This window comes from Caldicellulosiruptor sp. F32 (genome assembly GCF_000404025.1).
Taxonomy (GTDB): Bacteria; Bacillota; Thermoanaerobacteria; order Caldicellulosiruptorales; family Caldicellulosiruptoraceae; genus Caldicellulosiruptor; species Caldicellulosiruptor saccharolyticus.
Genome location: NZ_APGP01000026.1, coordinates 1 through 6,080, shown reverse-complemented (window position 1 = coordinate 6,080; position 6,080 = coordinate 1). Strand labels below are relative to the sequence as shown.

The window sequence follows — 6,080 nt, the reverse complement described above, 5'->3', positions numbered from 1 at the left end:
TGGCTTAATATGTGGGGCAATGCTCAAAAAGGTGCTTTTAAAGAATTAGATGATTTACTCCCCAAATATGCTCCAAAACTATGGAAGCAAGTAAAGCCTGAAGAATGGGACCAGGTAAGGTACAAAGGTAAAATAATTGCTGTGCCAGAAAATTTATTTACTCACTATGTCAACAATGGATTTGCATACAGAGGAGACTGGGCTAGAAAGTTTGGCATCAAGCTTCCTATCAAAGATTGGTACACTTTTGGAAAGTACTTAGAAGGTATAAAGAAAAATCTACCAGGTGTAATTCCTTATGATGTGACAGGAAATTCAAGCAAAGCGTCTGAGTTATTTAGCGGTTGGGTAATATCAAATACGGATGCAGTTGAGCTTCCAATTGACACAGGTGGTCACAAACTATTTTGGGGCAAGTCGTATAAAGATAAATATACTCTCTATTCACCAGTATTTGACAAAACATTTGTAGAATATGCAAAACTTATGAAACAGTGGGCAAGCAAAGGATTCTGGCGCGAAGATGTTCTGAACTTTAAAGGTGATACTACACAGCTGCTATATGAAGGGAAGACCGGTGCTGAAAGAGCTCATCCCGATTCATTTAGTGGTTTGAGGCGCGAAATGGACAAGAGGCAACCTGGTTCTGATTTGCAATTCTTCGCGTTTAGTGATACAAGAAACAACCTTGTAAAACAGCCAATAACCCAGGATGCTATTGCAGTGGGAAGATATAGCAAGTATCCAGACAGGGCATTGATGGTGCTTGAACAAATTAGAACTAATAAAAAGGTTTATAGGCTTTTGCACTATGGGCGTGAAGGTGTAAATTATTGGATTAAAGATGGAAAATATTATATTCCTCCAAACTTTGATGCAAATAAATATGGTTTTTGGACAAATGCATGGGGAACAAGGATAGATGCTTTCGTGCTACCATCATATAATGAATGGGAAGGTCTTAAAGAGTATTATGCAAGATACAATAAAATTGCAAAACCATATCCATATGGAAGACTTGTGCTTGATTTAAAATCAATTCAACCCCAAATTGCAGCATTGTCTAATGTAACAAGCACCTTAGGAACAGCCATAAGTTTTGGAAAGGTAAATGATCCAGTAAAGGCTGTAGAAGAATATAGAGCAAAACTCAAAAGAGCAGGTTATGATAAAGTATTTAAGGAAATTCAACGCCAGCTCTTAGAATTTAAGAAACTTGAAACAGGCAAATAATGGTCCCGGCAGAATCAGCAATTACATTCAAATGGTATTAATTGGTTTTGTAGCGGGACACTTTTAGCGGGTGTTCCGTGCCTATTTTTTTCAACAAAATTGAGACCTTTTCTAAAATTCAGTGTATTTACTCGAAAAAAGCTCTTGAAGTAGAATGAATATATATTCCAGCACTAACTCATTTAATTAGAAATCCAAAAGGGGGTAGAATTAAAGATGTTCAAAAAAATTGCATGTTACATAACCGCAAAGGATTACAATAGTCCTTTTCAGCAAGTAGACAATGTAAAAGAGTGTGAAAAAGTAGCAAAAGAGTCTGTTATAACAATTGAGCCATCCAGTACATTTCAAGAGGTAATAGGCTTTGGTGGAGCACTTACAGAGGCTGCCTCGGTAAATATACTATCACTTTTACCACACCAGCAAGAAGAGATTTTAAGAGGATACTTTGACCCCAAAGATGGGCTTGGCTATAAGCTTTGTAGAATCCACATGAACAGCTGTGATTTTTGTACAGGCAGCTACAGCTGTGATGATGTTGAAGGTGATACCGATCTAAAACATTTTAACATTGAAAGAGACAAAAAGATGGTAATTCCTCTTTTAAAAAGGATAAAAGAATACTGCAAAGACCTCAAAATCCTCGTTTCGCCATGGAGTCCGCCTGCATGGATGAAGACAAATGGTGATATGTGCCATGGTGGAAAGCTAAAAGATGAGTATAAAAAAACATGGGCAAGGTTTTTCTGCAAATTCATAAAAGCATATAAAGAAGAAGGAATTGATATATGGGCTGTAACAGTTCAAAATGAGCCAATGGCAACTCAAGTGTGGGAGTCGTGCATATACACCGCTGAAGAGGAAAGAGATTTTGTGAAGGATTACTTAGGACCAACTCTTGAAGAAGAAGGGCTTTCCCATATAAAAATACTTATATGGGACCACAACAAAGATATCATATATGAGAGAGTAAAAACAATTTTGAGTGACAAAGAAGCTGCTAAGTATGTATGGGGAGTTGCATTCCACTGGTATGGAGGAGACCATTTTGACCAGCTCAAAAAAATAAAAGAAGAGTTTCCTGATGTCAATTTGGTGTTTACCGAAGGTTGTCAGGAAGGTGGGGTGAAGCTTGGTTCCTGGGAGCTTGGTGAAAGGTATGCTCATGAGATAATTGGTGATTTTAACAGCTACACGATTGGATTTATGGATTGGAATATTGTTCTTGACACAGTTGGAGGCCCCAATCATGTTGGAAACTTTTGCGACGCACCGATAATTGTTGATAAAGACCAGAAAAAGATTTACTATCAAAACGCATATTATTATATAGGGCATTTTTCTAAATTCATAAAACCGGGAGCTAAAGTAGTCAAAAGCAGCTGCAATAGTTCAAGACTTGAGGTTTTGGCAGCAAAGAATGGGGATGATACTTTGGCGGTGGTTGTGTTAAATAAAAACCCAGAGGAAATAGAGTTTAATATGGTCATTGAAGATAAAATATTCTGTGGAAACTCCCCAGCAAGGTCTATATCAACTATTGTTCTGGAAAAATAAATTTAAAGTGGGTGGGTGTTGAAAGCCCACCTTTAATTTTGGGAATCAAAGTATATTTGAGGTAAACTCCATCAAAGTCTTAGCATTCTTCACTGCACAGCCATTAACATCGTTGTTAAAATATACGTAAATCTCATTACAAACTTTCGCATATTGCATTATTTCGTTTGCTAAGTCTTTTAGCTGCTGATCTGAATAGCTTGAACTGTAAAGACTCTGTGGGCCGTGCATTCTAATGTAACAAAAATCTGCTGTTACAACTTTTGCCTTGGGGTAGCGTGATGAGTCTGCTATTGTCCAAGCTGCATTCAAACTTTTCAAAATCTCATAAACTTCTTCATCGCACCAGCTTTTATGCCTGAATTCCAAAGCAAATCTGTACTTTTCTTTTCCTCTTAAAAAGTTTATTAGTTTTTGTAAATTTTCTTCGTCTTTCTTAAAGCTTGGAGGAAATTGTAAAAGAATAGGGCCAAGTTTTTCTTTAAGCAGGTCTATCCTATTTTTAAACTTTTCCCATTCTTCATCTACTGCAGAGAGCCTCTTTAAATGTGTTATGGACCGTGGAGCCTTAATGGAGAATATAAAACCTTCTGGAGTACAGTCATACCAGTTTATTATGGTTTTTTCCTGTGGCAGGTGGTAAAAAGATGAGTTCACTTCGGAAGTCGCAAAGTGTTTTGAGTAAAACTCCAGCCTTTTTTCATAAGGCAGAGTGGCAGGATAAAAAATTTCCTTCCAATGAGAATATGACCAGCCAGATGTTCCTATGTAAAGTTTTTTACTCATTTGCTATCCCCTCGATATACGTTAATGCAAAAAGATTTTATTTAAATATTTCCTCATAACTATGATATTTATCTTTTACAATAGTTGCAATTATATTTTCTCGAGTAACTTCAATTGGCTTAATATAATAAGCAGGGACCATTTTATAGCCATTATTAAAATAGGTTTTAGTATAAGGTAAAGTACCATTTTTGACCAGCTGCTCCACAATCTTTACGGTCAAATCAGCAAGCTTTTTGACAGGTTTGTAAACTGTCATGGACTGAAGACCGCTGACTACCCTTTTACAAGCAGGAAGTTCTGCATCCTGCCCAACAACTGGGACTTTACCAGCTAATTTTTTCTCAGCAAGTGCAGAGATAGCCCCCTCGGCAAGAGAATCATTTTCAGCTAAGATAGCATCAATTTTCTTACCAGCCTGAAGAAGCTTTGCAATGTACTCATAGGCGTATTCTTTTTTCCACTTATAGCAGTAATCCTCAAGAAGGATGTGGATTTTCCCTTTTTGGATGTAAGGGTCTAATACCTTTTTATACCCCTGTCGAATCGAAGCAGTGTTGTAGTCCTTAGGATTTCCCAAAATGAATACGTAATTTCCTTGAGGTACCTTTTTTAAAAGATGTTTTGCCATTATTCTACCTACCTCTATGTTGTCAAAGCTCACGTATGCGTCAATATCAGCATTCATAGCAATTCTGTCATAACAAATTACAAGAATGTTTTTTTGTTTTGCAAGCTCTATTGCTCTTTTTGCTCCATCAAAGCTGCTTGGTACAATTATAAGCACATCTATCCCTTTTGCGAGAAGGTATTTTACCTGCTGAAATTGAGTTGAATCATTTTCGTTTGCGTTTGTCCACTCAACTTCAAATCCCTTCTTCTTTGCAGCATCTATTAGATATTTTCTATCAAAAAACCATCTCTCTTCTTTTAGAGTACTCATAGCAAACCCAATTTTGATGGGCGGTCTTTGCTGCTTTTTAGATTTATAAGAATATACATGCCTTGCTAAAACCCAAATAACCCCGATTGATACTACAATCAGTAAAACTATTAATATGACAAAAATCAACCTTTTGTCTCTCGAAAGAATTTTCATTTTTCTTTTGCCTCACTTTTATTTATTTTTGGGAAGATCTCAAAGTTGCAGGAGTTGTGCCTGTGTACTTTTTAAATGCTTTTATAAAATAGTTTGGGTCATCAAATCCTACCTCATATGCTATCTCTTTTATTGGCATATTTGTCTCTTTAAGAAGCTTTTGAGCATGCTCAATTTTTAGCTTTATGAGATATTCTTTAAAGTTTATTCCCATCGACTTTTTAAATATCTTGCTAAAATAATATGGGCTCACATTTAAAAATTTGCTCATCTCCTCTAAGGAGATATTTTTGGTAAAATTCTTATTTATATACTCAACTGCCTGGGAGATTATGCTGTTAGAGCTAAGCGACCTTTTTTGCAAAGAAGTTTCACTTACAATTGCGGCAATGACATCAAGAGATTTTTGGACAATATCTTTTTGTGCATCTTGTGCGGTTATCTCTTTTATAAACCTCTCGACTGCTAACATGAGCTTTGGGTTTTCCTTGATATTGGCCTCAATCAAGAGCTGGATTACAAACAAAATGACTTTGTATTTTGCTTGATTTGAGCCATAAGCCTCAATATATTTTTTAATAAGCTCGGAAATCTGGTCTTGAACCTGAGAAAAACCTGAAGTTTTTAAAAGTACATTCAAGATTTTCTTTTCAAGAAGCTCTAAGTCTAAATAAAGGTCTGTTATCTCATTATCACTTTCGCTGATTAGATTGCTGTAGCTTTCATAAAATGCGTCTTCAAAGTCTTCATATAGGTTGGAAAGACTGCTAATTCCAACTTCTATATCGCTATCTACCTTAGCCTTAGCAATTTTGAGTATTCTGTCTTTTAGAGCATTTTTATAGTCTGGGTCTTCTGAGGTAAAAATGCATAGGAGAGAATTTGCAGATAAAAACGATATAACGCATCTGTGTGAAAATGCTGATTTTAGTTCGTTTTTTACATCATTCAACAAATCAATACTGTTTATCGCATTCTGTTGGGATATTTTAACAATTGCAACAAATCCACTTTTAAGACTTTGAACATCGAGAATTTGTTCAAGCTGTTTTATACTGAAATCCGAAAAAAGCTTGCCATTGAGCAGCAAAAAAGCAAACCCGTTTTCAATTATGCTTTGCATAGCTTTTATCTTCTTTTTTCTCTCTATCTCTTCTAACTGCTTTGAAAGAATCTTGTCTATTTCATCAAATGCTTTTCTTGTCACATCCACAATATCAGCAATTGAATAAGGTTTTAGAATATAAGAATATGCTCCGAGTTCAACAGATTTTCTTGCATATTCAAATCTGTCATGTGCAGATATTATTACAAAAAGTGGCAAAAATTCTTTTTTTATCTTTCTATATTCCTCCATTACCTCTATACCACTCATGTCAGGCATTTGAATGTCTATAAAGACAAG

The 6,080-nt window shown here is 35.8% G+C and carries 5 protein-coding genes; 2 read left to right on the top strand and 3 right to left on the bottom strand.

What is annotated here, in order from left to right; all coding sequences use genetic code 11:
* Both H964_RS01825 and H964_RS01820 read left to right on the top strand, forming a co-directional pair.
* Positions 1–1,233, top strand: a 1,233-nt coding sequence (locus H964_RS01825; protein WP_039764247.1) for an ABC transporter substrate-binding protein, incomplete at its 5' end; no start/stop codon positions are given.
* A 216-nt stretch (positions 1,234–1,449) separates the two neighbouring features.
* Positions 1,450–2,790, top strand: a complete 1,341-nt coding sequence (locus H964_RS01820; protein ID WP_039764245.1) for a glycoside hydrolase family 30 protein — start codon at positions 1,450–1,452, stop codon at positions 2,788–2,790.
* Positions 2,791–2,835: 45 nt separating this feature from the next.
* On the opposite strand, the gene H964_RS01815 is transcribed toward H964_RS01820, so the two are convergent.
* From H964_RS01815 to H964_RS01805, 3 genes are all read right to left on the bottom strand, one after another.
* On the bottom strand, positions 2,836–3,576 hold the full coding sequence (locus H964_RS01815; RefSeq protein ID WP_039764244.1) for a DUF72 domain-containing protein: 741 nt from the start codon (positions 3,574–3,576) through the stop codon (positions 2,836–2,838).
* 37 nt (positions 3,577–3,613) lie between these two features.
* Positions 3,614–4,675: a sugar ABC transporter substrate-binding protein gene (locus H964_RS01810; protein WP_039764243.1), complete on the bottom strand. Its 1,062-nt coding sequence runs from the start codon at positions 4,673–4,675 to the stop codon at positions 3,614–3,616.
* A 22-nt stretch (positions 4,676–4,697) separates the two neighbouring features.
* A partial coding sequence (locus H964_RS01805; RefSeq protein WP_039764242.1) for a response regulator transcription factor occupies positions 4,698–6,080 on the bottom strand: 1,383 nt, incomplete at its 5' end.

What these genes read in the sequence shown, in the direction of transcription:
- H964_RS01815 (WP_039764244.1), bottom strand. Translation starts at nt 3,576, where the DNA reads ATGAGTAAAAAACTTTACATAGGAACATCTGGCTGGTCATATTCTCAT.
- H964_RS01820 (WP_039764245.1), top strand. Translation starts at nt 1,450, where the DNA reads ATGTTCAAAAAAATTGCATGTTACATAACCGCAAAGGATTACAATAGT.
- H964_RS01810 (WP_039764243.1), bottom strand. Translation starts at nt 4,675, where the DNA reads ATGAAAATTCTTTCGAGAGACAAAAGGTTGATTTTTGTCATATTAATA.